The sequence below is a fragment of the Ponticoccus sp. (in: a-proteobacteria) genome, assembly GCF_048381735.1.
Genome location: NZ_JBLXGL010000001.1, coordinates 642,525 through 665,577, shown reverse-complemented (window position 1 = coordinate 665,577; position 23,053 = coordinate 642,525). Strand labels below are relative to the sequence as shown.

General features: G+C 68.8%; 24 protein-coding genes. 21 read left to right on the top strand and 3 right to left on the bottom strand.

Going from position 1 to position 23,053, the window contains the following annotated elements; genetic code table 11:
• Position 1: 1 nt before the first annotated feature.
• From ACN5KJ_RS03150 to ACN5KJ_RS03125, 6 genes are all read left to right on the top strand, one after another.
• Positions 2-916: an FkbM family methyltransferase gene (locus ACN5KJ_RS03150; RefSeq protein WP_418592018.1), complete on the top strand. Its 915-nt coding sequence runs from the start codon at positions 2-4 to the stop codon at positions 914-916.
• A 2-nt stretch (positions 917-918) separates the two neighbouring features.
• Positions 919-1,953 (top strand): glycosyltransferase family 2 protein, encoded by a 1,035-nt coding sequence (locus ACN5KJ_RS03145; protein WP_418592017.1) that lies wholly within the window; start codon positions 919-921, stop codon positions 1,951-1,953.
• A gap of 93 nt (positions 1,954-2,046) precedes the next feature.
• Complete coding sequence (locus ACN5KJ_RS03140; protein ID WP_418592016.1) at positions 2,047-2,973, top strand: phosphoadenosine phosphosulfate reductase; 927 nt, start codon at positions 2,047-2,049, stop codon at positions 2,971-2,973.
• 257 nt (positions 2,974-3,230) lie between these two features.
• Positions 3,231-4,268 carry a dihydroorotase gene (gene pyrC / locus ACN5KJ_RS03135; protein ID WP_418592015.1) on the top strand — a complete coding sequence of 346 codons (1,038 nt, stop codon included), beginning with the start codon at positions 3,231-3,233 and terminating at the stop codon, positions 4,266-4,268.
• Positions 4,269-4,407: 139 nt separating this feature from the next.
• A complete protein-coding gene (locus tag ACN5KJ_RS03130) occupies positions 4,408-5,079 on the top strand; it encodes an orotate phosphoribosyltransferase (RefSeq protein ID WP_347167509.1) in 672 nt (223 codons plus the stop codon).
• A gap of 220 nt (positions 5,080-5,299) precedes the next feature.
• The gene (locus ACN5KJ_RS03125; RefSeq protein WP_206565565.1) at positions 5,300-6,787 is read left to right on the top strand and encodes a replicative DNA helicase; all 1,488 of its coding nucleotides are present in this window, start codon (positions 5,300-5,302) and stop codon (positions 6,785-6,787) included.
• 190 nt (positions 6,788-6,977) lie between these two features.
• Here ACN5KJ_RS03125 and ACN5KJ_RS03120 read toward each other — a convergent pair whose 3' ends face one another.
• Positions 6,978-7,751: an adenosylcobinamide-GDP ribazoletransferase gene (locus ACN5KJ_RS03120; protein WP_418592014.1), complete on the bottom strand. Its 774-nt coding sequence runs from the start codon at positions 7,749-7,751 to the stop codon at positions 6,978-6,980.
• A 109-nt stretch (positions 7,752-7,860) separates the two neighbouring features.
• On the opposite strand from ACN5KJ_RS03120, the gene alr reads away from it, so the two are divergent.
• The 8 genes from alr (at position 7,861) to ACN5KJ_RS03080 (ending at position 14,602) form a co-directional block, all read left to right on the top strand.
• On the top strand, positions 7,861-8,901 hold the full coding sequence (gene alr, locus ACN5KJ_RS03115) for an alanine racemase (RefSeq protein ID WP_418592013.1): 1,041 nt from the start codon (positions 7,861-7,863) through the stop codon (positions 8,899-8,901).
• 44 nt (positions 8,902-8,945) lie between these two features.
• Positions 8,946-9,680 carry an MlaE family ABC transporter permease gene (locus ACN5KJ_RS03110; RefSeq protein ID WP_418592233.1) on the top strand — a complete coding sequence of 245 codons (735 nt, stop codon included), beginning with the start codon at positions 8,946-8,948 and terminating at the stop codon, positions 9,678-9,680.
• A gap of 100 nt (positions 9,681-9,780) precedes the next feature.
• A complete protein-coding gene (locus ACN5KJ_RS03105; protein ID WP_418592012.1) occupies positions 9,781-10,527 on the top strand; it encodes an ABC transporter ATP-binding protein in 747 nt (248 codons plus the stop codon).
• Between the two features lie 112 nt (positions 10,528-10,639).
• Complete coding sequence (locus ACN5KJ_RS03100) at positions 10,640-11,026, top strand: hypothetical protein (protein WP_418592011.1); 387 nt, start codon at positions 10,640-10,642, stop codon at positions 11,024-11,026.
• Positions 11,011-11,478, top strand: coding sequence for a paraquat-inducible protein A (locus ACN5KJ_RS03095; RefSeq protein WP_418592010.1), 468 nt, complete (start codon positions 11,011-11,013; stop codon positions 11,476-11,478). Before ACN5KJ_RS03100 ends, ACN5KJ_RS03095 begins: the two co-directional genes overlap by 16 nt.
• Positions 11,479-11,586: 108 nt before the next feature.
• Positions 11,587-12,411, top strand: coding sequence for a DNA repair protein (locus tag ACN5KJ_RS03090; protein ID WP_418592009.1), 825 nt, complete (start codon positions 11,587-11,589; stop codon positions 12,409-12,411).
• Positions 12,412-12,616: 205 nt separating this feature from the next.
• Positions 12,617-13,984 (top strand): DNA repair protein RadA, encoded by a 1,368-nt coding sequence (gene radA / locus ACN5KJ_RS03085; RefSeq protein WP_418592008.1) that lies wholly within the window; start codon positions 12,617-12,619, stop codon positions 13,982-13,984.
• A 39-nt stretch (positions 13,985-14,023) separates the two neighbouring features.
• A complete protein-coding gene (locus ACN5KJ_RS03080; RefSeq protein ID WP_418592007.1) occupies positions 14,024-14,602 on the top strand; it encodes a CvpA family protein in 579 nt (192 codons plus the stop codon).
• Between the two features lie 71 nt (positions 14,603-14,673).
• On the opposite strand, the gene ACN5KJ_RS03075 is transcribed toward ACN5KJ_RS03080, so the two are convergent.
• Entirely contained in the window at positions 14,674-15,879 is a 1,206-nt protein-coding gene (locus ACN5KJ_RS03075) for an alpha/beta fold hydrolase (RefSeq protein WP_418592006.1), read from the bottom strand.
• Positions 15,880-16,033: 154 nt separating this feature from the next.
• On the opposite strand from ACN5KJ_RS03075, the gene ACN5KJ_RS03070 reads away from it, so the two are divergent.
• The 7 genes from ACN5KJ_RS03070 (at position 16,034) to ACN5KJ_RS03040 (ending at position 22,008) form a co-directional block, all read left to right on the top strand.
• Positions 16,034-16,210, top strand: coding sequence for a hypothetical protein (locus ACN5KJ_RS03070; RefSeq protein ID WP_418592005.1), 177 nt, complete (start codon positions 16,034-16,036; stop codon positions 16,208-16,210).
• 211 nt (positions 16,211-16,421) lie between these two features.
• On the top strand, positions 16,422-17,882 hold the full coding sequence (gene purF / locus ACN5KJ_RS03065) for an amidophosphoribosyltransferase (protein ID WP_418592232.1): 1,461 nt from the start codon (positions 16,422-16,424) through the stop codon (positions 17,880-17,882).
• Positions 17,883-18,211: 329 nt separating this feature from the next.
• On the top strand, positions 18,212-18,541 hold the full coding sequence (locus ACN5KJ_RS03060; RefSeq protein ID WP_206565008.1) for a hypothetical protein: 330 nt from the start codon (positions 18,212-18,214) through the stop codon (positions 18,539-18,541).
• A gap of 31 nt (positions 18,542-18,572) precedes the next feature.
• Complete coding sequence (locus tag ACN5KJ_RS03055) at positions 18,573-19,208, top strand: SDR family oxidoreductase (RefSeq protein WP_347167498.1); 636 nt, start codon at positions 18,573-18,575, stop codon at positions 19,206-19,208.
• Between the two features lie 111 nt (positions 19,209-19,319).
• Positions 19,320-20,102: a 5'/3'-nucleotidase SurE gene (gene surE / locus ACN5KJ_RS03050; protein WP_418592004.1), complete on the top strand. Its 783-nt coding sequence runs from the start codon at positions 19,320-19,322 to the stop codon at positions 20,100-20,102.
• Positions 20,099-20,740, top strand: coding sequence for a protein-L-isoaspartate(D-aspartate) O-methyltransferase (locus tag ACN5KJ_RS03045; RefSeq protein ID WP_418592003.1), 642 nt, complete (start codon positions 20,099-20,101; stop codon positions 20,738-20,740). The genes surE and ACN5KJ_RS03045 overlap by 4 nt, the downstream gene beginning before the upstream one ends.
• 62 nt (positions 20,741-20,802) lie before the next feature.
• A complete protein-coding gene (locus ACN5KJ_RS03040) occupies positions 20,803-22,008 on the top strand; it encodes a peptidoglycan DD-metalloendopeptidase family protein (protein ID WP_418592002.1) in 1,206 nt (401 codons plus the stop codon).
• A 247-nt stretch (positions 22,009-22,255) separates the two neighbouring features.
• Here the strand turns inward: ACN5KJ_RS03040 and ACN5KJ_RS03035 are convergent, their stop codons facing one another.
• Positions 22,256-23,050, bottom strand: a complete 795-nt coding sequence (locus tag ACN5KJ_RS03035) for an ATP-binding protein (RefSeq protein WP_418592231.1) — start codon at positions 23,048-23,050, stop codon at positions 22,256-22,258.
• Between the last annotated feature and the right edge of the window lie 3 nt (positions 23,051-23,053).

The window sequence follows — 23,053 nt, the reverse complement described above, 5'->3', positions numbered from 1 at the left end:
GATGGCCAGACCCGAGACGGACGGCACCGAGGTCGCGGCCACCCACACGGCGGACCATGCCTCGGCGACATCCGACCCCGCATTCACCCGGAGGCCGGAACCCGGAGAGGGCGCCGGCACGGCAGAGACCGGCAGCGCAGAGCCTGCCTTGGCGCCCCCCGTGATAGCCAAGCCCGAAACGAGTGACCCCAAGACGGCTGGCGCCGAAACGCCGGCGCCCGGGCCCCACGCCCCCGCCCGCAATCCCTTCCTGATCTCGCGCGGCATGAAGATCCCCAAGCACCCGGACCTGACCCGGGGCCGCGTGCGCGGCGCGCTGAAGCAGGGCACCTACGAGCGTAAGGAATGCGACGCCGTCCTGCGCGTGGTCCGCCCCGGCGACCGCGTGCTCGAACTGGGCGGCGGCATCGGCTACATGTCGACGCTGCTTTCGGTCAAGGCGGGCGCCGCCCATGTCACCAGCTACGAGGCCAACCCAGCCCTGATCCCCTACATCCGCTCGGTCCACGCCGCCAATGGCGTGACCAATGTCGACCTGCGCAACGCGCTTCTGTCGCCCGAGCCCGGGGACCCTGTGCCCTTCTACATCCGCCGCAATTTCCTTGCCTCGTCGATGGACCCCTCGACCGAAAAGGACGCCATCACGCAGGAGGTCGCCATCGACCGCCAGGCCCTCGCCCCGGTGCTGGCCGAGGTCAGGCCCGACGTGCTGGTCTGCGACATCGAGGGCGCCGAGGCCACGCTTCTGCCCGCCGGAGACTGGTCCGACCTGCGCGCCGCGGTGATCGAACTGCACCCGCAATGGATCGGCCAGAGCGGCGTGCAGGCGGTCTTCGACGCCATGATGCGGGCCGGGCTGACCTACTTCCCCAAGGCGTCAGAGGCCAAGGTCGTGACCTTCCTGAAAGGCTGGTAGGCATGCGCATCACCGCCATCCTCTGCGTGCGCAACGAAGGCGCTTTCCTGCTCGACTGGCTGGCGCATCACCTCGCCTGCGGCGTGACGCATGTGGTGGCCCTGTCGAACGACTGCCAGGACGGCACCGACGCCATGCTCGACCGGCTGGCCGAGGTGGCACCGGTCACGCATATCCGCAACGACGGCCCCTACGACAAGGGCGGCATCCAGTTCACCGGCCTGAAACAGGCCGCCCGGGCCGAGGCCGTCCGCCAGGCCGACTGGCTGCTGCCGCTGGACATCGACGAATTCGTCAACGTCCACGTGGGAAACCGGACCCTGCCCGCGCTGATTGCGGCCCTGCCCGAGGCCACGGCCATCACGCTGACCTGGCGGCTGTTCGGCAACGCGGGCGTGCAGCGCTACCAAGACACCCCCGTCCCGCAGCAATTCACCCGCGCCGCGCCCGAGGTGATGTTCTGGCCGTGGCGTGCCTCGATGTTCAAGACGCTCTACCGCAACGACGGCACCTACCGCCGCCCCGGCGTGCACCGTCCGCGCGGCCCGGTGCCAGAGCGCCTCGGGCAGGCCCGCTGGTTCGACGGGCATGGCCGCGCGCTGGACGAGAGCTTTCGCAGCAAGCGCCTGTTCTCGCCCTACGGGCGCCGCAACTTCGGCCTCGCGCAGCTGAACCACTATCCGCTGGGCGCCATGGAAAGCTACGTGCTCAAGGCCGACCGGGGCCGCGCCGTCCATAGCGGCGACCTTCTGGGCATGGACTACTGGGTCGAACGCAACTGGTGTTGCGCCGAGGATCGGACCATCCTCGCGCTGCAGGGCACCGCCGGGCACCGCGCGACCCTTGCCGCCGACCCGCGCCTCTCGGCCCTGCACGAGGCCGCCGTGGCATGGCGCCACGACCGCTTTGCCACGCTGATGCGCCAAGAGCCCTTCCGCGCCCTCTATGCCCGCCTGCTGATGGCACCGCCCTCCGTCCCGATCCCCCGGGACCGCGCGGCGGCGCTGGCCAACCACGCCCTGCGCGGACACAATTAACCACGAATTTCCACGGCAGAACCACAATTCCGCCCAATCCCGGGGGCATTGTTTCCCCCAAACCCCAGGTTCAAGGGGGAAAGGGCACCGGGCATGACAGCGCAGGAAAACCGCTTCGCACCAGACCTCAGCACGCTCTCGCGCAGCGAATGGCTGACCGCGCTGCGGCGCATCGGCGAGGAGTTCGGCTTTGCCGAATCCCTCGGCAAGAAACACGCGGGCATCTTCGTCGAAGAGGGCGACACGCTGCTGGTCAGCTTCGAAAGCATGGGCGCGATCGAAACCCTCTCCGACACCCGTACGCCGCTGGGCTTCGACATGGTGGGCACGCGCGGCTGGTCCTCGCTGTCGCTTCTCAGCCGGGGCGACACATGGTTCCGCGACCCGGAACTCTATGCCTTCTTCGACCAGCTTCTGGACGACGGCTTCTTCGACGAATTCGAAAGGGTGATCTTCTACGGCGCGGGCCCGGCGGGCTACGCGGCGGGCGCCTATTCGGTGGCGGCTCCGGGCGCGCGGGTGATGATGCTGCAACCCCAGGCCACGCTGGACCCGCGAATGACCGAATGGGACGACCGCTTTACCGAGATGCGGCGCCAAAGCTTCACCGACCGCTACGGCTATGCCCCCGACATGATCGAGGCGGCGCAGCAGGGCTACGTGCTCTACGATCCGCGCGACAGGCTGGACGCCATGCACGCGGCGCTCTTTGCGCGACCGAACGTGGCGCGCCTTCGGATGCCCTTCATGGGCACCACCCTGCAGGCCGACCTCAGGACACTGGACCTGCTGCCCGCGCTCCTGAGCGCCGTGGCCGAGGACCGCCTGACCACCGAACACTTCGCGCAGCTGATGCGCATACGCCGCGACCACCCGCCCTACCTGCGCAGGCTTCTGGCCCGCCTCGATGCCGAGGGGCGCAAGGGGCTGGCCCGCAGCCTCTGCCGGAACGTGGTCGCCCGGATGGAAGCCCCCCGCTTCCGCCGCCGCCTCGCCCAGCTCGAAGCCCAGAAAGACTGAACCACACCCCCCGCTTCTCTGGTCTTCAAAATACCCTCGGGGGGGGCGCGCGCAGCGTGCGGGGGCAGAGCCCCCTCCGACGCCGCCACGGGCGACGCCCTTCCACCCTCTTCTCCCCCGCAAGGACCGCCGCGGCACCGCCCCTCTGACGCGCGCGAAGGCACGGCCCCTCCCTCCGCCGCGCAACCGCGCAAACCCCGCCGCTTCCGCGCTCGCACCTCTGGCGCGCCGCCCCCCCGCATGCTAACGCGGCGGCCATGACCCAGATCACGATCCGCCGCCCCGACGACTGGCACCTGCACCTGCGCGACGGCGCCATGTTGCGGGCTGTCGCCCCCGAAAGCGCCCGCCACTTCGGCCGCGCGATCATCATGCCGAACCTCGTGCCGCCGGTTGTCACCGGCGATCAGGCCGCCGCCTACCGCGACCGCATCCTTGCCGCGCTCCCGGAGGGCAGCGCCTTCGAACCGCTGATGACGCTCTACCTGACAGAGACGACGGATCCCGACGACCTGGCCCAAGCCCATGGCGACGGGCTGATCTCTGCGGTCAAGCTCTACCCCGCCGGCGCAACCACCAACTCCGCCTCGGGCGTGCGCGACTTCGACCGGGTGCGTCCGGTGCTGGAGCGCATGGCAGAGATCGGCTGCCCGCTCTGCGTACACGGCGAGGTCGTGGACGCCGACATCGACATCTTCGACCGCGAGGCGGTCTTCATCGACCGCGTGCTCGACCCGATCCGCCGCGCCACACCCGGCCTGAAGGTGGTGATGGAGCATATCACCACCGCGCAGGGCGTCGATTACGCGCGCGCGGGCGGCGACACCCTGGGCGCGACCATCACCACGCATCACCTCGTGATCAACCGCAATGCCATCCTCGTCGGCGGGATCAAGCCGCACTACTACTGCCTGCCCGTCGCCAAGCGCGAGGAGCACCGCCTGGCGCTGCGCGCCGCCGCGACCTCGGGCGATCCCTCCTTCTTCCTCGGCACCGACTCGGCCCCGCATGTCGATCCGCTGAAGGAAAGCGCCTGCGGCTGCGCCGGTTGCTTCACCGCGACCAACACCCTGTCGATCCTCGCCGAGGTCTTCGAACAGGAGGGCGCGCTCGACCGGCTGGAGGCCTTCACCTCCCTCAACGGCCCGCGCTTCTACGGCCTGCCCGCAGCCGAGGACCGCGTGACCCTGACGAAGGGCGCGCCCGTCGCCTACCCCGCGAAGATCGACACGGCGGATGGCCCCGTGACCGTCTTCGACCCGATGATGCCGCTGCACTGGCACGTCACGCCCTGACGCGGGCGGCAAAGCGCCTTCCAAGGCGCTTTCACCGCGCCTGCACGCGCGGTCCAAGGCCCTTCGAAGGGCCTTGCCCCCACCCGGCAGAACCGCCTATCCCCGAAACCGACCCGCCACGCCCCCGGAGACCGCGCTCATGATCCCCTCGACCTACCCCTCGCCCGAAGAAATGGCCCGCCTGACCGCCCGCATGCTGTGGGAAATCGAGGCGGTGAACTTCATGGCGGACGAGCCGTTCAAGCTTGCCTCGGGACAGCTCTCGCCGGTCTACATCGACTGCCGCAAGCTGATCTCCTTCCCGCGCATCCGCTCGACGCTGATGGACTTCCTGACCGTCACGGTCATGCGCAACGCCGGTTTCGAGGCCTTCGACAATATCGCCGGCGGCGAGACCGCAGGCATTCCCTTCGCCGCGCTGGTGGCGGAACGCATGGCCCTGCCCATGACCTACGTGCGCAAGAAGCCCAAGGGCTACGGCCGCAACGCCCGCATCGAGGGCGCCATGACCGAGGGCCAGCGCGTGCTGCTGGTGGAGGACCTGACCACCGACGGCGGCTCGAAGCTGTCTTTCGTGGATGCCATCCGCGACACCGGCGCCACCTGCGCCCATACGGCGGTGATCTTCTACTACGGAATCTTCCCCGAAACGATCAAGACGCTGGGCGACCACGGCGTCGCGCTGCACCACCTCTGCACCTGGTGGGAGGTGCTGGCCGAGGCCCCCGAGAAACACAGGGCCGTGCTCGGAGAGGTCGAATCGTTCCTGAAGGATCCGCAGGGCTGGCGCGCAGCCCGCGCCGACGCCTGAGCGCGGGACACCACTCCCCCGGCGGCCTCTTGCCTGTGACTGTCCGGTCACAGCCCTGCGCCGCCGGGACCAGATATTGACGCACCACCCTGACAGGTGGCAAGATGCGGTAGCCACCCCGCGCCGGGGTTTATCCCCAGAAACATACATTTTGCCTCTGCGCGGGCGGCGTTGATAGGTCACCCGCCACGGGGCAGCAGATGGGGGACAGGCAGGGCAGATGAACGAGATCGCGACAATCAACCCGACCGGCGTGCAGGTCGAGGCGGCCGAGACCATGCCGCATTCCATCGAGGCCGAGCAGCAGCTTCTGGGCGCCATCCTGACCGACAACGAGGTCTTCGACCGCGTCGCCTCGGTCATCAATGCCAACCATTTCTACGACCCGGTCCACCGCCGCATCTACGAGATCGCGGCGGCGCGGATTTCCAAGAACAACCTCGCCTCTCCGGTGACGCTCAAGGCCTTCATGGAGGACGACGAGGGCCTGAAGGAACTGGGTGGGCCGGCCTATCTCGTGCGGCTTGCGGGCGCCGCCGTCTCGACCTTCGCGGTGCGCGACTACGCGCAGATGATCTACGACCTCGCGGTGCGCCGCGACCTGATCCGGCTGGGCCGCGACATCTCGGACCGGGCCTCCAAGGTGGACGTGAAGTCCGAGCCCAAGGAACAGATCGTCGAGGCCGAACAGGCGCTTTACAAACTGGCGGAACAGGGCCAGTCCGAGAGCGGTTTCCAGAGCTTTCTCAAGGCGGTAACAGAGGCCGTCAATGTCGCGAACGCGGCTTACCAGCGCGACGGCGGGCTGGCGGGCATCTCGACCGGGCTGACCGACATGGACAAGAAGCTGGGCGGCCTGCACCCCTCGGACCTTCTGATCCTCGCCGGGCGCCCCTCGATGGGCAAGACCTCGCTGGCGACCAACGTGGCCTTCAACATCGCCAAGGCCTACCGCAAGGGTGAACGCCCCGACGGCAGCTTCGGCGCGCTGGACGGCGGCGTGGTGGGCTTCTTCAGCCTCGAAATGAGTGCCGAGCAGCTGGCGGGCCGGATCCTGGCCGAGGCCTCGGAGATCTCCAGCCACAAGATCCGCCAGGGCGACATGACAGAGCAGGAGTTCCGCCGCTTCGTCGAGGCCGCCAAGACGCTGGAATCCTGCCCGCTTTACATCGACGACACGCCCGCCCTGCCGATCAGCCAGGTCGCGGCGCGGGCGCGCCGCCTGAAGCGGACGCATGGGCTGGACCTGATCATCGTCGACTACCTCCAGCTTCTGCGCGGCACCGCCGACAACCGGGTGCAGGAAATCGCCGAGATCTCGATGGGCCTGAAGGCCATCGCCAAGGAGCTGAACATCCCGGTCATCGCCCTGTCCCAGCTGAGCCGCGCGGTGGAAAGCCGCGAAGACAAGCGCCCGCAGCTGTCCGACCTGCGGGAATCGGGCTCGATCGAGCAGGACGCCGACGTGGTCATGTTCGTCTTCCGCGAGGAATATTACGTCGAGCGCGAGAAGCCCGGCGATCACGAGCTGGACAAGATGGCCGATTGGCAGGACCGCATGTCGCGCCTGCACGGCAAGGCCGAGGTCATCATCGGCAAGCAGCGTCACGGCCCCATCGGCACCGTCGAGCTGTCCTTCGAGAGCCAGTTCACGCGCTTCGGCAACCTCGTGAAACCCTGGCAAGCCGAGGGTGGCGACAGCTTCTGACCCGGTTTCGCCGCGCTTTGCGCGCCGACCGGGTGGGGGCTCTGCCCCCGCGCGCTGCGCGCGCCCCCCCGAGGTATTTGGAAGACCAGAGAAGGCGGGCACGCGCGCGGGGCTTCTCTGGTCCTAAAAATACCTCTCTTCGGAACAGGTCTTGCCGCCGGGCGCGCCGCTCAAAGGGCCCGTCAGCCCGTCAGAGCCAGAGCGCGAGGCCGAGGTAGAAGCCGACTTCGCCCATCTGCTGCGCGGCGCCAAGGCAGTCCCCCGTCCAGCCGCCGATGCGGCGGATAAAGAGGATACGGACGACCTGGGCGCAGAGCACCGCGGCCACGAAGCCGAAGAGCGTTGCAAGGGGGCCGACCGCAAGGACCAGCGGCACCATCAGGACCAGCGTGCTGGCCAAGGCGATGCGGTAGCCGTCCGGCGTCACATTAGGCATCAGCGCCCGCAGGCCGACGAGGTGGGCCGAGGTATTGCGCGCCATGACATGCACCACGCCCATGCGCGCCACCCCATGCGCGGCGATCAGCGCCAGCCCCGCCTCCAGCGGCGGCATGGCCGCCAGCAGGGCCACGCGCAGCGCCAGCACCAGCCCCAGCGCCAGGCCGCCGTAGGTGCCGAGGCGCGCGTCGTTCATGATGTGCAGGGTCTGGTTGCGGTCCCGGCCCGCGCCCAGACCGTCCGCCGCATCCGCCAGCCCGTCCTCGTGGAAGGCCCCCGTCACCACGATGGCCGCGGCCACGCCCAGCAGCACGGCGACCATGCCCGGCAGGACCGCCGATGCCAGCCACAGCACCGTCGCGGCGATTCCGCCCACAAGGGCGCCGACCGCGGGCTGGTATTTCACCGCCCGCACCGTCAGGTCGTCGCTTTCGGGCAGATCGGCCGGCACGGGCAGGCGCGTGAGATATCCCAGCGCCATGAGAAACAGCGTCCCCTCCAACCGCAAGGTCCTGTGCAGGTCCATGGTCTCTCCGTCCCGTTGCACAGCGATCATAGGCGGCAGGGTCCCGCCCGCAAGCGGGCGCGCGCATTTCGCACTTGACCCGCGCGCCCATCCTGCCAAAGACGAGGCCATGGCACAGGCAAGACTTTCCATCGATCTCTCGGCGCTTTGCGCGAACTGGCGCATGTTGCGCGATGCCGCCCCCTCGGCAGAAGCCGGGGCCGTGGTCAAGGCCAACGCCTACGGGCTGGGGCTGGACCGGGTCGCCCCCGCCCTGGCCGGGGCCGGGGCGCGCAAGTTCTTCGTCGCGGTCGCCGAAGAGGGCGCGCAGCTGCGCGAGATCCTCGGGCCGGGGCCCGAGATCCACGTCTTTTCCGGTCACATGGCGGGCGATGCAGCGCTGATCCGCGGCGCCTCCCTGATCCCGATGATCAACGGCATCGACCAGATGCTGCGCCACGTCGAGGGCCTGCCGGGCCATCCCTTCGGGATCCAGCTCGACAGCGGCATGAACCGGCTGGGGATGGAACCGGCCGAGTGGCAGGCGCTGCGCGACATCGCCCTGGCACAGGGGCCGCGGCTGGTGATGTCCCACCTCGCCTGCGCGGATGAGCCGGACCACGAGATGAACACCCGGCAGCTCAGCGCCTTCCGGGCGATGACCGACGGCATCGAGGTGCCGCGCTCGCTGTCTGCCACCGGCGGCATCCTGCTGGGGTCCGACTATCATTTCGATGTCACGCGGCCCGGCGTCGGCATGTATGGCGGCCTGCCGCTGGTCGGCGCGCAGCCCGTCGCGCATCTGTCGATCCCGGTGATCCAGACCCGCGAGGTCCTGCCGGGCGAGACCGTGGGCTACGGCAACACCTGGACCGCGCAGGCCCCCACCCGCGTCGCCACCATCGCCGGCGGCTACGCCGACGGCATCCTGCGGGCAATCGGCGCCGAGGGCTGGCTCTGGGCCGGAGAGACCCGCTGCAAGATCCTTGGCCGCGTGTCGATGGACCTGATCGGCGTGGATGTCTCAGCGCTGGATGGCGATCCCGAGTGGCTGGAACTGCTTGGCCCGCACCAGGGCGTCGACCAGCTGGCCGACTGGGCCGGCACTATCGGTTACGAGGTTCTGACCTCTCTGGGGGCGCGCTACGCCCGGGACTACGTCCTCTCGTGAGCCTCGCCGCGCCCTTCGGCGCCCTGGGCCGCGCGGTGCTGGGCATGCTCTCTGCCGTGGGGCGGGTGGCGCTCTTTGCGCTTGCGGCCCTGACGCAGATCCTGCGCCCGCCCTTCTACGGGCGCGAGGTCGCCGGGGCGCTCTTGCAGGTCGGCTGGCTGTCGCTGCCGGTGGTGGGGCTGACCGCGGTCTTCACCGGCGGCGCGCTGGCGCTGCAGATCTATTCCGGCGGATCGCGTTTCAACGCAGAGGCGGTGGTGCCGCAGATCGTCGCCATCGGCATGGTGCGCGAGCTTGGCCCGGTACTGGTCGGGCTGATGATCGCGGCGCGGGTGACCTCGAGCATCGCCGCCGAAATCGCCACCATGAAGGTCACCGAACAGATCGACGCGCTGGTGACCCTGTCGACCAACCCGATGGGCTATCTCGTGGCGCCCCGGGTGCTGGCGGCGCTGGTGACGGTGCCGCTGCTGGTCGGTGTCGGCGACGTGATCGGCATCTTCGGCGGCTACGCGGTGGCCACCGGCACGCTGGGCTTCAACGCGGCGGGCTACCTGACCAACACAGTGAATTTCCTCGAACCGCTGGACGTGATCTCCTCGCTGGTCAAGGGCTGCGCCTTCGGCGGCATCGCGGCGCTGATCGGCTGCTATTTCGGCATGACCTCGGGGCGCGGCGCGCAGGGCGTGGGCCGCGCCACCAAGGGCAGCGTCGAGGCCGCCGCCGTGCTGATCCTTGCGGCGAACTTTCTGCTCACCGGGGTGTTCTTCTCGCTATGAGACCCTGCCGTGACATCCGCCCCGGGCGCCAAAGCGTCTTCGAAGACGCTTTGAAAGCGCGTTCGAACGCGCTTGCCCCCGCCCCGCAGGAGCGCGCCGCATGATCGAACTCACCGGGCTGCACAAACGTTTTGGCGACAATGCCGTTCTCCGGGGAGTCGATCTGACGATCCCGCGCGGCAGTTCCATGGTGATCATCGGCGGCTCCGGCACCGGCAAGTCGGTGCTGCTGAAATGCATCCTCGGGTTGGTGACGCCGGATGCGGGCACCATCCTGCTCGACGGGCAGGATGTGACCACGCAGGACCGCGACGCCTTCCTCGCCCGCTTCGGCATGCTGTTTCAGGGCGGCGCGCTCTTCGATTCCCTGCCGGTCTGGCAGAACGTCGCCTTCCGCCTGCTGCGCGGACGGCTGGCGCGGTCGCGCGACGAGGCCCGCGCCATCGCCATCGAAAAGCTGCGCCGGGTGGGCCTGAAGCCGGAGGTGGCCGACCGCCTGCCCGCCGAGCTCTCGGGCGGCATGCAAAAGCGCGTGGGTCTGGCCCGTGCCATCGCCGCCGAGCCCGAGATCATCTTCTTCGACGAACCCACCACCGGGCTCGACCCGATCATGGCCGGAGTGATCAACGACCTGATCCGCGAGATCGTGACGGAAATGGGCGCCACGGCCATGACCATCACCCATGACATGTCGAGCGTGCGGGCCATTGCCGACGACGTGGCCATGCTGCACGGCGGGGTGATCCGCTGGACCGGCCCCGTCGCCCGGATGGACGACAGCGGCGATCCCTATGTCGACCAATTCATCACGGGGCGCGCGACCGGCCCGATCGAGACGGTGCGATGACACGGCTCCCGGCCCTCCCCCGTGGCGCGCCGGCCGATCGGCGCGCAGGGGTGGCACCCCGCCGTCCGGCACGGGCCCGTCCCGCCATTCCCCCCGCGACAGAGGCGTTGTCATGACCCCGTTTTCCGGCGATCCCGACCTTCTGCTGACCTTCCTTGCCTTCAAGCGCTTCGTTTTCCTCGAGGTGCTGGCCCTGCTTGCGCTGCTGCGGGTGATCCTCGGCCCCGGACTGGCGCGCTGGCCCGCGCTGGTGGCGTTCGGCCTTTCCGTGGCGGGTGTCGCGACCACCTTCGCCCCGGCGCTTGGGCTGACCGGCACGGCGGGCTACGCGCAGGCCGCGCGGGCCATGGCGGAAGGCGGCGGCATGGCCGCGCTTCTGGTGCCCGCCACGCTTTACGCGATCTCGGCCATCAGCCCGCGGGCGCGCTGGCGCTGGATGGACGCGGTCTTTGCCCTGCTGCTGGCGGTGCTTCTGGGGCTCTGGTGGTGGACCTCCTGAGCCGCGCCGCAGCGCTGGCGCGTTGGGGCAACCTGCTGCTTCTGCTGCTTTATCCGCTGTCCTGGACCGCGCCGCTTCTGAAAGCCGGGCTTCTGCCGCTGTTCGGAATGAGCGAGATCAGCCTGCTGTCGGGTCTGGCCTCGCTGTGGCAGAGCGACCGTTTCCTCGCGCTTGTCGTCGCGCTCTTTGCGCTTGTGGCACCGATGGCCAAGACCGCCGGCCTTGCGCTTGTCAGCTTCGGCCTCGCCCCGCGCCGCTGGCTGCCCGCGCTCATCGCGCTGGGGCGGCTTGCCATGGCCGATGTCTTCCTGGTGGCGCTTTACGTGACGCTGGCCAAGGGCCTTGGCGTGGGCCGGGTCGACACCGCCTGGGGCCTGTACCTGTTTACCGGCTGCATCCTTGCCTCGCTGCTGTTCGGCACCGTCGAAAAGACCCTGACACAAAACAGGTAAACAAAGCGTTTACGTTTTTAGGGAACAAAAGATCCCTCCTTCGCGTACCATAGGCATAATCTTGCTCAAAGAGGTGCCGGGTTCAGCGGCATCCGACGGGGGAATGTCATGACGACCATGGTCCGCAGGGGTGCCGAATTTATCCGCCTTGTCCTGCAACGCGTGGCCTTCGCCGCCACGATCGCCGTCACGCTTGTCCTGCTGGGGCTGACCCTGGCCGCAGCCCTGGGCTACGCGCCCTGGCTTACCCTGCCGGTCGGCTATGGCGAGACCTTGTATACCGATGCCGGTCAGGCGATCCAGATCGGGATGACCGTGCTGGCGGTGCTGCTGTGCTACCACCTGCCGACCAATGCCCGCATCATGGCGCTGGAAAACTCGCACCGGTCTTTCCACATGGGCATGCGCGACATCGCCCAGGCCTATGCGCTGTCGCACCGCTGCGACCGCGAAGGGGTGTTCACCCTGAAAGGCGAATTCGATTCGATCCGCGAGCGCATCGCCTTCCTGCGCGATCATCCGGACCTGTCCGAGCTGGAACCCTCGGTGCTGGAGCTGGCGGCACAGATGAGCCATGTCAGCCAGGAGCTGGCCGAGACCTACTCGGACCGCAAGGTCGCCCGGGCGCGGGATTTCCTGATCGCGCGCCAGCAGGAGGTCGAGACCTTCAACGAAAGGCTGGAGCAGGCCAAGGCGGCGGCCAACGAGATCCGCAGCTGGGCGATGCAGGTGGACCTCGAGGAGGCGGTCGCCCGCGCCCAGCTGGACCGCATGCGCGCGTCGCTGGCGGATATCCTGCCGGAGCTGGACCCCGCGCAGCCGGAGGCTCCGGCGCCGGAACCGCAACCCGACGCCAGGATCGAGCCGATCCGGACCGCGGAGGCCCCGGCCTATGACGAAAGGGTGACACCCCTGCCCCGCGCCGCGGAATAGCCGGGCGCGTATCGGTGGCGGCGGTGCCGCGGGGGCTCTGCCCCGCTCGCTGCGCTCGCCCCCCGAGGTATTTTTCAGACCAAAGAAGAGGGATCGGCCGGACGCCGGGGCCGGGCAGCGCGGTTGGAGGCGGCTGTGCCGCTGGGCATTGGCGCCGGGGCGGCGATCGGGCATAAGCGGCGCGATCGCCGTTGAAGGAGGCCCGATGGCCAAAGCCGCCGCCCGTTTCGTCTGTCAGTCCTGCGGGGCCGTGACCTCCAAGTGGTCCGGCCGCTGCGAGGCCTGTGGCGAGTGGAATTCCGTCGCCGAGGAAGCGCCGCTGTCGCAGGGGCCCTCGGGCAAGACGCTGGGGCAATCGCGCGGCCGCACCCTGCCGCTGTCGGACCTCTCTGCCAAGGAGGCGCCGCCGCCGCGCACCGCCTGCCGCATCGACGAGCTGGACCGGGTGCTGGGCGGCGGCCTGGTGCCCGCCTCGGCGGTGCTGGTGGGCGGAGATCCGGGCATCGGCAAGTCGACGCTTTTGTTGCAGGGGGCCGCGGCCTTTGCGCGCGCCGGGCTGAAGGTGGTCTATATCTCGGGCGAGGAGGCCAGTGCGCAGGTGCGCCTGCGCGCGCAGAGGCTGGGCTTGCAGGACGCGCCGGTGCAGCTGGCGACCGAAACCAACCTGCGCAATATCCTGACCACGCTGGACGAACACCGCCCCGACCTGGCCATCGTCGATTCGATCCAGACCATGTGGGCCGACAATGTCGACAGCGCGCCGGGTTCCGTTTCCCAGGTGCGGGCCTCGGCGCATGAGCTGACCACCTTCGCCAAGCGCACCGGGTCCTCGGTGGTGATGGTCGGCCATGTCACCAAGGACGGGCAGATCGCCGGGCCGCGCGTGGTCGAGCACATGGTCGACACGGTGCTCTATTTCGAGGGCGAGCGCGGTCACCAGTTCCGCATCCTGCGCTCGGTCAAGAACCGCTTCGGCCCCGCCGACGAGATCGGCGTCTTCGAGATGACCGGCGGCGGGCTGGCCGAGGTCACCAACCCCTCTGCCCTCTTCCTGTCCGAGCGCGGAGAGCCCTCGCCCGGATCGGTGGTCTTCGCGGGCATCGAGGGCACGCGCCCGGTGCTGGTCGAGTTCCAGGCGCTGGTGGCGCCGACGCCCCATTCGCAGCCGCGCCGGTCGGTGGTGGGCTGGGACGGCTCACGCCTCGCGATGATCCTCGCGGTGCTCGAATCGCGCTGCGGCATCCCGTTTTCGGGCCTCGACGTCTACCTCAACGTCGCGGGCGGGTTGCGCGTCAGCGAACCCGCCGCCGATCTGGCGGTGGCCGCCGCCCTGCTTTCCGCGCGAGAAGACGTCAGCCTGCCGCCGGAAACCGTCGTTTTCGGAGAAATCTCGCTATCCGGCGCGCTCCGCCCGGTCAGCCAGTCCGAAAACAGGTTGAAAGAGGCGCAAAAACTTGGTTTCTCCACCGCGATCCTGCCGAAGGGCGGCAAACCCGGTTCCGCGGGCGACATGAAGCTGTCCCTGATGGGCGACCTGACCACATTCGTGGGCGATGTCTTCGGCGCAGGCTGAGACGGCAGGCAAGGAAAAGAAGAAAGGCGAGCGAGGCTGATGGAAGGCTTTACCGTTGTCGACGGCGCAGTGGGCGTCATCATCGTGCTCTCGGCGCTGCTGGCCTATTCGCGCGGTCTTGTGCGCGAACTCATGGCGATTCTCGGCTGGGTCGCGGCGGCTGTCGTGGCCTTCATGTTCGCCGCACAGGTGCAGCCGCTGGTGAAAGAGATCCCGGTGGTCGGCGAATTCCTGTCGGACAGCTGCGAGCTGTCGGTGATCGCCGCCTTCGCCGCCGTCTTCACCGTGGCGCTGGTGCTGGTCTCGCTGTTCACGCCGCTGTTCTCGTCGCTGATCCAGCGCTCGGCGCTTGGCGGGCTGGACCAGGCGCTGGGGTTCCTCTTTGGCGTGGCGCGCGGCATCCTTCTGGTGGCCATCGGCTTCTTCGTCTACCAGACGGTGATCACCGCGCAGGACATCCCCGCCATCAACGACTCGCGCTCTGCCGCCGTCTTCTCGCGCTTCACCGGCCGCATCGAGGAACAGAACCCCGAGCAGGCGCTGGGGTGGATCACCACCCAGTACGAGGCGCTGGTGAGCGTCTGCGAAGCCCCCGCCGCACCGGTTTCCGACAGCTGAGGGCGCGGGGCACCCTGCCCCGCCACCTGTCACCTGTCGCCCATCACCTGTCGCCGGACCGGAGTTGTCCGTCAATCCGCGAGGAAGGCGTCCACCGCATCCATGAGCCGGGCAAACCCCGGCTCGTCCGGCATCAGGATGTGGTTCTGCCCCTCCAAGGGCAGCAATTGCGCGTCCGGCAGATGCTGCATCAGGTGCTGCGCCTGTCCGAAGGGATGCAGGCTTTCGTGGCGCACATGGGCGACCAGAACCGGGCAGCGGACCTGCGCCAGCACCGGCGTCACCTCGAATTGCGCGATCACCGAGCGGATCTCGACCGCGCGCTCGGCGCTGGCTGAATCGCACTGCAGATCGACGAAGGCGCGTATCTGTTCGGGGCTGGCCGTGGGCAGGAAGAGCGAGACGAAGGCCCGCATGTAGCCGCCCTCGGGCTGGCCCCAGCCCAGCCGCAGCATGGTCGCCATGGCATCGGTCATGCCCGCCTTCTGCGCCCCGGGGCGCATCGCCGCCCCCTGTGCCCAGCCGCCATAGCTGACGATCCGGCGCACCCGGTCGGGATGGCGCGCGGCAAAGGTCAGGCTGACCGGGACGCTCTGGGACGAGGCAAAGATGTCGAAGCGATCCAGCCCCGCCGCATCGGCCACGCAGGCGAGGTCGTCGACGAAGGCATCCAGCGACTGAGGCCCGCAGGCCGGGCCCGAAACGCCGGTGCCCCGGCCATCGTAGCGCACCAGATGGCGCCCGCGTCCCATCCGCTCCAGCCATGGGCCCCAGATCGGGCTCTCCGGATCGCGGTCGAGATTGGTCAGCCAATGGCCCGCCCGCAACAGCGGCGGCCCCGCGCCGCTGGCGCTCCATGCAAGGCGGCTGCCATCCGGCGCCCTGGCCATGCGCATCCGCCCCGGTGTCGCGAGGCGGGGTGTCACCACAACCGGCGGCTCCGGCACCGTGGGGTCCGGTGCGGCTGCGGTACAACGGACCTCGGGCACCAGTTCCAGCCCGACGCGCGGCACCGTTCGGATGATCGCCTGCGCGCGCCCCGTATCGCCGACGGCGGCACGGGCGGCACTGATGCGGGCGCCGACCGTCGCCTCGGATACGATCTGCCCCTTCCAGACGCGTTCTATCAGGGTGTCCTTGCTGACCACGGTCCCCGCCCGCTCGGCCAGCAGCGCCAGCAGCGCGAAGACCTGCGGCTCGACATGCACCGGTGCGCCGTCGCGGGTCAGCCGGTGACGCGCGAGGTCAAGACAGACAGAGGCGAAGCGGTACTCCATGGCACCAGCTAACCGCAAAGCGCCCGCCCGACCAAGCCCGCACCCGGACCTTTGGGAAATCACAAGGGTTTCTCGGGGAAACCGCAAGGCGGTCTTCAAGCGCGACGGCGGACCGCCTGCCATCCTGAGGGCACAGCGCCGAAAGGAGATCCCCATGCACATCACCGAAACCCAGATCCGCCTGCGCCGCGACGGCAGCATCGACACCGCCTACTACATGCGGCGCGGTCGCCTCCTGCGCAGCCGGGCCGCCCATGACCTTGTGACCGCCCGGCAGAAGACCACGCGCGCCAGGCAAGGCGGGTGGCTGTGGGGGCTGTTGCCGAATTGAAGCGCACAGAACGGACGGCACCGCGGGCCGACCCGGCACGGTCACCGAAAACCCACGGGGGTTCTCCGGCGGCCGGGCAACAGCCATCCGGGCCCTGCGACCGGAACACGCGCACCGCCTCTGTGATAGTTCCGTGACACCGGCGAAGATACGGCCTATGGAGGCTCCGTAAGTAGCCATGGATTCGGAGCGCGCTTTGTCCGACCGCCACATGCCCCCAGCCCATCCCTTCGATGACGACAAGCTCCGCGAGGAGTGCGGCGTCTTCGGCGTCGTGGGTGTCACCGACGCCGCCAACTTCGTGGCGCTGGGGCTTCACGCCCTTCAGCACCGCGGACAGGAAGCCGGGGGGATCGTTTCGTATCACCCCGACAAGGGCGGCTTCAATTCTGCCCGACGCTTCGGCTATGTCCGCGACAGCTTTACCAAGCAGTCGCTGATGGAGACCCTGCCCGGTGCCGTCGCCATCGGCCACGTCCGCTATTCGACCGCCGGGTCGAAGGGCCAGACCGCGATCCGCGACGTCCAGCCCTTCTTCGGAGAGTTCTCGATGGGCGGCGCGGCGATCGCCCATAACGGCAACATCACCAATGCCAATGCCCTGCGGCGCGAGCTGATCGAGCGCGGCTCGATCTTCCAGTCGTCCAGCGACAGCGAATGCATCATCCACCTGATGGCGCGCTCGCTGCAGCGCGACATCCCCAGCCGGATGGAAGACGCGCTGCGCCGGGTCGAGGGCGCCTTCAGCGTCGTCGCCATGACCCGGACCAAGCTGATCGGCGTGCGTGACCCCTTGGGCGTGCGCCCGCTGGTGCTGGGCAAGATCGGCGATGGCTGGTGCCTGTCCTCCGAGACCTGCGCGCTGGACATCATCGGCGCCGAATACGTGCGCGAGATCGAGCCCGGCGAGATGGTCGTCATCACGCAGGAAAACGGTGTCGAATCGCAGCACCCCTTCCGCCCGCAGCAGCCGCGCTTCTGCATCTTCGAACATGTGTATTTCTCGCGCCCCGATTCGATCATCGGCGGGCGCAGCGTCTATGAAACGCGCCGCCAGATCGGCGTGGAACTGGCCCGCGAGGCGCCGGTCGAGGCGGATCTGGTCTGCCCCGTCCCGGACAGCGGCACCCCCGCCGCCATCGGCTATGCCGCCGAAAGCGGTATTCCCTTCGGCCTCGGGATCACGCGGAACCAGTACATGGGCCGCACCTTCATCGAGCCGACGGAACAGATCCGCAACATGGGCGTGCGGCTGAAGCTGAACGTCAACCGTGCGCTGATCCGTGGCAAGCGGGTGATCCTCGTCGACGACTCGGTGGTGCGCGGCACCACCTCGCGCAAGATCAAGGAAATGATCCTCGACGCGGGCGCCGCCGAGGTGCATTTCCGCATCGCCTCGCCGCCCACCGCATGGCCCTGTTTCTACGGCGTCGACACCCCCCAGCGCGAGATGCTGCTGGCCGCCACCATGACCGAGGACGAGATGTGCGGACATCTCGGCGTCGATTCGCTGAAGTTCATCTCGCTGGACGGTCTTTACCGGGCGGTGGGCGAATCGGGCGGGCGCGACCCGGAGCGGCCGCAATATTGCGACGCCTGTTTCTCGGGCGAGTACCCGGTCAAACCGGCAGACATGATCAAGCAGGGCTTCAAGCTCAAGGCCGCCCAGTAAGGCCAGCCACCGCCCTGTTTTTTTTCTTTCAGCGGCCGTCCCCGGGGGCGGCCGTTTTGCCGCGTGGCCTTAGCACCGTCCCGGACGGCCCGCCGGCCCGGCCTCCCTCTTGCCACCCGGCCCGGGCCAGACCGGGCCGCGCGACCCTGCCATACAGGGCCTGCGCCTGCGGCACGCCGTCGCCCCGCGCGACCTTCTGCCGATGTTTTTCCGGGCTTCGGCACCCCGGCGCCCATGCGCTGCGGGCTGTCTTTCGCACATGCAGCAAGGCCTGTATCAGCCCCCATCGCGCCGCGGACAGCGGCACCCAGAGACACCGGGACCAGCCCATGATACTGACCAAATCCCTCCGCCCCCTTGCCCGTCCCGACGGGTTCGACGCCCGCGCCGCGCAGGTCGTCCCCGCCGCCGCCAGCAACGACACCGTGGCCCGGGCCGCCACCACAAGCGCGCCGATCCCGCGCGCCGAACCCATGCTCATCGGCATCTTCGGCAGTTCCGACGACGCCTCTGCGCTTGTCCGCCTGCCCTCGGGCAAGATCGCCGAGGTGTCCAAGGGCAGCCGCATCGGCCGCGATACCGTCGTGGCGGTGGCCGAGGACTCGATCATCCTTCAGCGGGGCAAGAAGGCGCACCGCCTGTCAATGCCGGACGCTTGACCTTGGCGCCAAAGCCGCTGAAAAGCGCCTCATGACACGGATCGCTCTTATCACCGGCGCCTCGCGCGGACTGGGCTTCGCCCTCGCCGAGGCGCTTTCGCCCGAGTATCACATCGTCGCCGTGGCCCGCACGGTCGGCGGTCTCGAGGACCTCGACGACCGCATCAAGGCCAAGGGCGGAGAAGCGACGCTGGCGCCGATGGACGTGTGCAACCGCGATGCCATGGCGCATCTGTGCCGATCGATCCACGACCGCTGGGGCGGCATAGGCCTTTGGGCGCACACGGCTGTTCACGCGGCCCCCCTGACGCCCGCACCGCATATGGACGCCAAGGACTGGAAGAAGTCGGTGACCACCAATATCGATGCCATGGGCCACCTGATCCCCTTCGTCGCGCCGCTTCTGGGCGATGACGGCACCGCGCTTTTCTTCGACGACCCGCATGGCGGAGAGAAGTTCTACGGCCACTACGGCACCACCAAGGCGGCGCAGATCGCGCTGGCCCGGTCCTGGGCGGCGGAACAGGAAAACTTCGGCCCGCGCATCCGCATCCTGACGCCCCAGCCGATGGAAACCCACACCCGCGCCCGGTTTCACCCCGGCGAGGACCGCGCCCCGCTGGCGCAGCCCTCGGCAGAGGCCGCGCGTCTGCTGGCGTTGCTCTAGAACCCCACATCTTGCCGCATCGCGCGCGGTGATTCCCTACAGTTGGTACGCGCCGCTTGCCCCGGCGCGCCCCTTCCCATAGGAAGGGCACAGGCTTAGACGAGCGGTTTCATGCGCATTCTCATCACCAATGACGACGGCATCAACGCCCCCGGCCTCGCGGTCCTGACCGAGATCGCGACAGAGCTCGCGGGGCCCGACGGCGCGGTCTGGACCGTCGCCCCGGCCTTCGAACAGTCGGGCGTCGGGCACTGCATTTCGTACACCCACCCCACGATGATTGCGCAGATGGGCGAGCGCCGCTTTGCCGCCGAAGGCAGTCCCGCGGACTGCGTTCTGGCCGGTCTGCACGATGTCCTTGCCGAGACCCCGCCGGACCTGATCCTCTCCGGCGTGAACCGTGGAAACAACTCCGCCGAGAACGCCCTGTATTCCGGCACGCTGGGCGGCGCCATGGAAGGCGCGCTTCAGGGCATCCTGTCCATCGCGCTGTCGCAGTACTTCGGCCCCGACAATGCAGATGCTTCAGACCCCTTCGAATCCGCGCGCGTCCATGGCGCCCGCGTGGTGCGCCAGATCCTCGAAAACGACCGCGTGGACCCGGGTTACCGGCTCTTCTACAATGTCAACTTCCCCCCGGTCCCGGCGGCGCAGGTCAAGGGCACCCGGGTCGCACCGCAGGGCTACCGCCACGCGACAGGCTTCAGCGTAGAGCCGCACAAGTCTCCGTCAGGGCGGCGTTTTCTGTGGATCAAGGGCGGCGACCAACGGGCCGCCACCGACGCGGGCACCGATGCGGACCTCAACCTGAAGGGCTATATCAGCGTCACGCCGATGCGCGCCGACCTGACCTGCCACGCCACGCTGGACGCGTTGCGAGACCGCCTGACATGAGCTTCGATGGCGAAGCCAAGATGCAGTTCCTCTTTGCCCTCCGCTCCAAGGGCGTGACAGACACCACGGTTCTGTCGGCCATGGAAAAGGTCGACCGCGGCGCCTTCATCCGCGGCTATTTCGCCGAACGCGCCTATGAGGACATGCCCCTGCCGATCGCCTGCGGCCAGACCATATCGCAACCCTCGGTTGTGGCCTTGATGACGCAGGCGCTGCGGGTCGGCCCCCGCGACAAGGTTCTGGAGGTCGGCACCGGCTCTGGCTACCAGGCAGCGATCCTGTCGCATCTCGCCCGGCGGGTCTATACCGTCGACCGGCACCGCAGGCTGGTGGCCGCCGCCCGCGCGGTCTTCGATACGCTGGAACTGACCAATATCACCGCCTTCACCGCCGACGGCTCTTTCGGGCTGCCGGATCAGGCCCCCTTCGACCGCATTATCGTGACAGCCGCGGCCGAGGATCCGCCCGGGCCGCTCTTGGCCCAGCTCAAGATTGGCGGTATCATGGTGCTGCCGGTGGGACAGTCCGACACCGTCCAGCACCTGATCCGGGTGACGCGGCACGAGGGCGGCTTCGAATACGACGAATTGCGCCCCGTGCGTTTCGTGCCCCTCGTCGAGGGGCTGGGCAAGGATTAGACCGCCTTCGGCGCGGTGCAGTGACGTCCCGGCACAAGGGGCGCATATGAGGAAATCGACAGATGACAACCCCGACCCGTTCCTTCACGGCCCTTGGCCTGCTGATCGCCCTTGGCGCCTGCGATGGCGGCCTCGATCTGGATATGCGCGGACGCATGGGCGGGGCGGTCGATACCTCTCAGGCCGCCCTGCAGGCCGTGGACAATCGCCCGCAGCCGGACGACCGGGGCGTGATCTCCTACCCGAACTACCAGGTCGCCGTGGCCCGGCGCGGCGATACGCTGAATTCCGTCGCCACCCGCATCGGCCTGCCGGCGCCGGAACTGGCACGCTACAACGGCGTGCAGGTGAACGACCCGCTGCGCGCGGGTGAGATCATAGCCCTGCCCCGCCGCGTGGCCGAGCCCTCGCCCGCCACCGGCGCGGCGACGACCGGGCCGATCCAGCCGCCCGCCTCTGTGGATGTGGCGACCCTGGCCGGCAGCGCCATCGAGCGCGCCCCCTCCGCCATCCGCCCCGCGCAGGCGCCGCAGACCGGCACAGAGCCGGTGCGCCACAAGGTCGCGCGCGGCGAGACCGCCTTTACCATCGCGCGCCTCTATCAGGTCACCCCGCGCGCGCTGGCGGAGTGGAACGGGCTCGACAGCAACTTCTCGCTGCGCGAAGGCCAGTACCTGCTGATCCCGACGGCCAAGAACGTGCCGCAACCGCAGCAGAGCGCGCAGGTGACGGTGCCCGGCGCAGGCACGGCCACGCCGCAACCGCCCTCCGCCTCCAAGCCGCTGCCGACAGAGGTCCTGCCCCCCGCCAACCAGACCGCCGCCGCGGCCCCTGCGGCGACGGCCGACAAACCGGCGCCGAAACCGGCGGAACCGGTGGCCGATATCGGCCAGAAGAAGGCCGCCAGCAGCAGCGGCGGCGGCGCTATGTCCATGCCGGTCAGCGGCTCGATCATCCGCGAATACGCCAAGGGCCGGAACGAGGGCATCGACATCTCCGCCGCGCCGGGCACCCCGGTCAAGGCCGCCGCCTCGGGCCAGGTCGCGGCGATCTCGGCCACCGACGAAGGCGTCAAGTTCATGCTGATCCGCCACCCGGACGACCTGATCTCGGTCTACACCTATGTCGACGACATCTCGGTCAAGAAGGGCGACGCGGTCAGCAAGGGCCAGTCCATCGCCCGCGTGCGCTCCGGCGATCCGTCCTTCCTGCATTTCGAGGTCCGCAAAGGCTTCGAATCCACCGATCCGATGCCCTACCTGCGCTGACGCACCCGGGCTTTTTCAATAGCCCCCATACCCCTGCGCGCGGGCGCCGCGCGCAGGGGTATCACGGCGCAAGCTCCATCTAGATCCGAACGCCGCAGCCGTCGCCCGCGGCCAGCCCCGGCACGGCCTTCTGCTTCTTCTTGGTCCAAAATACCTCGGGGGTGCGCAGCGGGGGCAGAGCCCCCTCCACACCCTCTTACCGAGGCTCAGGCCGGCAGAATCGCCACCGCCGCCCGGAAGGCCACGCTCAGCTCAGCGCCACACCCTTTCGACCGGCAAGGTCGGTGAAATACTGCCAGGCCACCCGGCCGGACCGCGACCCGCGCGTGGCCTGCCATTCGATTGCCTCGGCGCGCAGGGTCTCGTCGTCGATCGCCACGCCGTGGCTGTCGCAATAGCCCCGGATCATCGCAAGGTATTCGTCCTGCGAACAGGGGTGGAAGCCCAGCCACAGCCCGAAGCGATCCGACAGCGAAACCTTCTCTTCCACCGCCTCCGAGGGGTTGATCGAGGACGAGCGCTCGTTCTCGATCATGTCGCGCGGCATCAGGTGGCGGCGGTTCGAGGTGGCGTAGAGCACCACGTTGTCCGGGCGCCCTTCGACCCCGCCGTCCAGCACCGCCTTCAGCGATTTGTAGTGCTGGTCGTCATGACTGAAGCTGAGGTCGTCGCAGAACAGCACAAAGCGGTAGGGCGCGTCGCGCAAGAGCGCCAGCAGGCGCCCGACGGACGGCAGGTCCTCGCGTTGCAGCTCCACCAGCTTGAGGTCCGGGCCCTCGGCGCGCACGGCGGCATGGACCGCCTTGACGACGCTGGATTTCCCCATCCCCCGCGCGCCCCAGAGCAGCGCGTTGTTGGCCGGCAGGCCGCGGGCGAATTGCAGCGTATTGGCATAAAGCGTGTCGCGCGCCCGGTCGATGCCCACCAGCAGCTCCAGCTCGATGCGGCTGACCCGCGGCACCGGCACCAGCGCATCGGGTGCCACGTGCCAGACAAAGGCCTCTGCATCGAAATCCGGCGCGTCCAGGGGCGGCGGCGCCATGCG